General features: G+C 58.2%; 3 protein-coding genes. All 3 read right to left on the bottom strand.

Annotated features, from left to right (window positions below; genetic code table 11):
• Positions 1-116 precede the first annotated feature (116 nt).
• Positions 117-482: a transposase gene (locus CPY51_RS05630; protein WP_244598467.1), complete on the bottom strand. Its 366-nt coding sequence runs from the start codon at positions 480-482 to the stop codon at positions 117-119.
• A gap of 1,016 nt (positions 483-1,498) precedes the next feature.
• On the bottom strand, positions 1,499-1,792 hold the full coding sequence (locus CPY51_RS05620) for a type II toxin-antitoxin system RelE/ParE family toxin (RefSeq protein ID WP_195909433.1): 294 nt from the start codon (positions 1,790-1,792) through the stop codon (positions 1,499-1,501).
• Between the two features lie 2 nt (positions 1,793-1,794).
• Complete coding sequence (locus CPY51_RS05615; protein ID WP_111159218.1) at positions 1,795-2,073, bottom strand: type II toxin-antitoxin system ParD family antitoxin; 279 nt, start codon at positions 2,071-2,073, stop codon at positions 1,795-1,797.
• Between the last annotated feature and the right edge of the window lie 276 nt (positions 2,074-2,349).

Raw genomic sequence — 2,349 nt, 5'->3', positions numbered from 1 at the left:
TGGACGAGGTCTCGGGCGACGGTCATGCCGAATTGCTCGACGATGACGCGATCGAGATCACTTTCGCGTACCACAACGGCGATGAGGCCGTGCTGAAGGCCAAACCAGAGACTTCTTCAACAGCCTGTTAGTCCCCATCGACGTTCGATGGTGTCGTCCATGCCGATCACAATGGGACCATCGGGCAGGAGGCTGGCGACGACGATAGACAGCAGGCGTGCCGCCAACGTGCGCGGGTCCCAGCGGGCTCGATTGAGGAACTGATGGTAGAGCGAGAAATTGGCAGCTTCCGCCCGGCCGGTGATCCGCAGGCAGGCTGTCACTCTACGCTTGCCGGGACATAGAACCGCGCCCATCACCAGAACCAGCAGATGGTCCCAACTGGGTGCGCTGAACCAAGGCCGAAACGGCGACAGCCAATTCCCAAGGATGTGTGGAACGGGGTCACCCGGTCCGACGCAATTCTTCTTATCAACGGTCATCCATCGGTTCGAATCCGAAGACACAAAAGAGGCAAGGTCGACCGACTGCGGCCAATTGATTCACCCCGACCTGATTGCTCCGGAATTAACTTGGGCAGGAGCAACTCAAGCTGGTTCGAATGCGGCACACGAGCGCTGCAAAAAACTGGGGAACCTGCAGGCAATTTTGTACAAAGTCGAGCTAAGGTCATCAAGGCCCGGCGCCGCCATCAACTACGCGAGGAGGTACAATGCACCGTTGCCGGCAATCTCCCACATGCAGTCGTAGGCTCCGACCATTCGATCCGGGCTTGTGGGCGCTATGCACCCATTCCCATTGGTCACCACCAGATGATGCCATTGCCGTTCCCCTTGATCCGCCAGCTGGCACGTCCACTGCGGTCTCGATGGAGCATGTCTGACCAAAGACCGCCTCGCGATACCCGGCTCGATCGGCATCCGCAACGGCCGGATCGTTTTCTTCCCTTGACCGCAAGCGCCGATTCTTCGCGAGACAAGAAAGCCTCTCCTTTGGCCGTCCTCCACTTCGTTGCGGCCTTTCAGGTGCGGGCCGATCGTCTCCGGTCCTATCGACTGCCATCGAGGCCGCGATGGACGCGGCCCCAACACCGAAAAGGATTACGACAATGGCAACCATCGGCTCTTTCACCGCTTCCGGCAACGTACGAAAGGCCTGACGGCTGATGGCGTCGAGGGCTTTCAGGAGCTTCTTGCGGACATTAGGACGTGGGAAGGCGGAATCCGCGAGTTTCTCATCGTCTTATACGTTCAGAGCGAAGATCGCGCTTCACCTCGATGACGGTTGCCCCGACTTCCACGTCAATCCGCCGACGGTCACCTAACTGCGACTCAAGCTGAACGAGGGATAAGTCGTCCTCTTCAAGCTCGAATGGCGCGTCGAGAATGAATTGACGCACGTCGGCCTGTAGCTCCGCTTCGCTGCGCCGGTTATCGCGGGTGGCAAGCCGGGAGAAGGTGTCGTTGAGGGAAGTCGGTATAACGATCCCTCCAACTTCCTACGTTACAATATCGCGACTGATCTTCCGACGACCATGCAGGACGCGGATGATCTCGACGCATTCGTCGTTGACTCGATATAGGGTCAGATATTGGCCGGCGACCAGATTCCGTATGTTTGGCGCGAGGTCGTCACGTACCATTCCGGAATATGGGTGCTGGGCCAACTGCTGCCAGCGGGCCTCGATGGCGTCGAGTACGCGGTCGGCGGCGTTCGGGTTGTCGGCCGCGATCGCGGCCCAGATGTTGATTAAGTCTTCGTCGGCGCGATCTGTGCGGATAATCGGCAGCACGATCAAGCGTCACGCCGGGAAGCGTCAAACCGGCGGCGAGCTTCCGCCTTCACATCGTCCATCGAGGCGCGTGGACTCGGCCCGCTGTCGATGCCCTCCTGTACCAGCTCGCGCAGCTCCTCGACGGTGTAGCCGAGCAGATCGCGCCGCTCTTTCCATTCGCGCACTGCGTCACGGATCGCCTCACTGGTTGACGCATACTCGCCAGCATCCACGGCGCTGCGAACGAAGCCCGCCATCTCCGGAGTGAGTGCGATCGTTATTTTCTCGACATTCGCCATAGGGAGACCCGTTCCTGACCTGTTCTTATGGTATGCATTTAGCGTACCACGAGCAAGGAAAAGATGTAACTTGGAGGACAAAAATGTTCGTTTCACAACAAGCCCCCGCGGTCGGCTCTCCCGCCGTCATCTCGCCTATGTGATATGTGATACCAGCGTGAGCGATCTCTGACTCTTTTTGAGGTTTCCAAATCAGTTGAGTTCTGAATCAATATCGCAAACTGAGGTTTGCGGATGACATCAGGAATTCCATTGCGCGATGACTTCGACGGCTTT

Source organism: Arminella tubonensis (assembly GCF_003240585.1).
Classification (GTDB): Bacteria; Pseudomonadota; Alphaproteobacteria; order Rhizobiales; family Rhizobiaceae; genus Rhizobium; species Rhizobium tubonense.
Note: the sequence above shows the minus strand (reverse complement) of the source record. Positions and strands in the feature narration are given on the sequence as shown.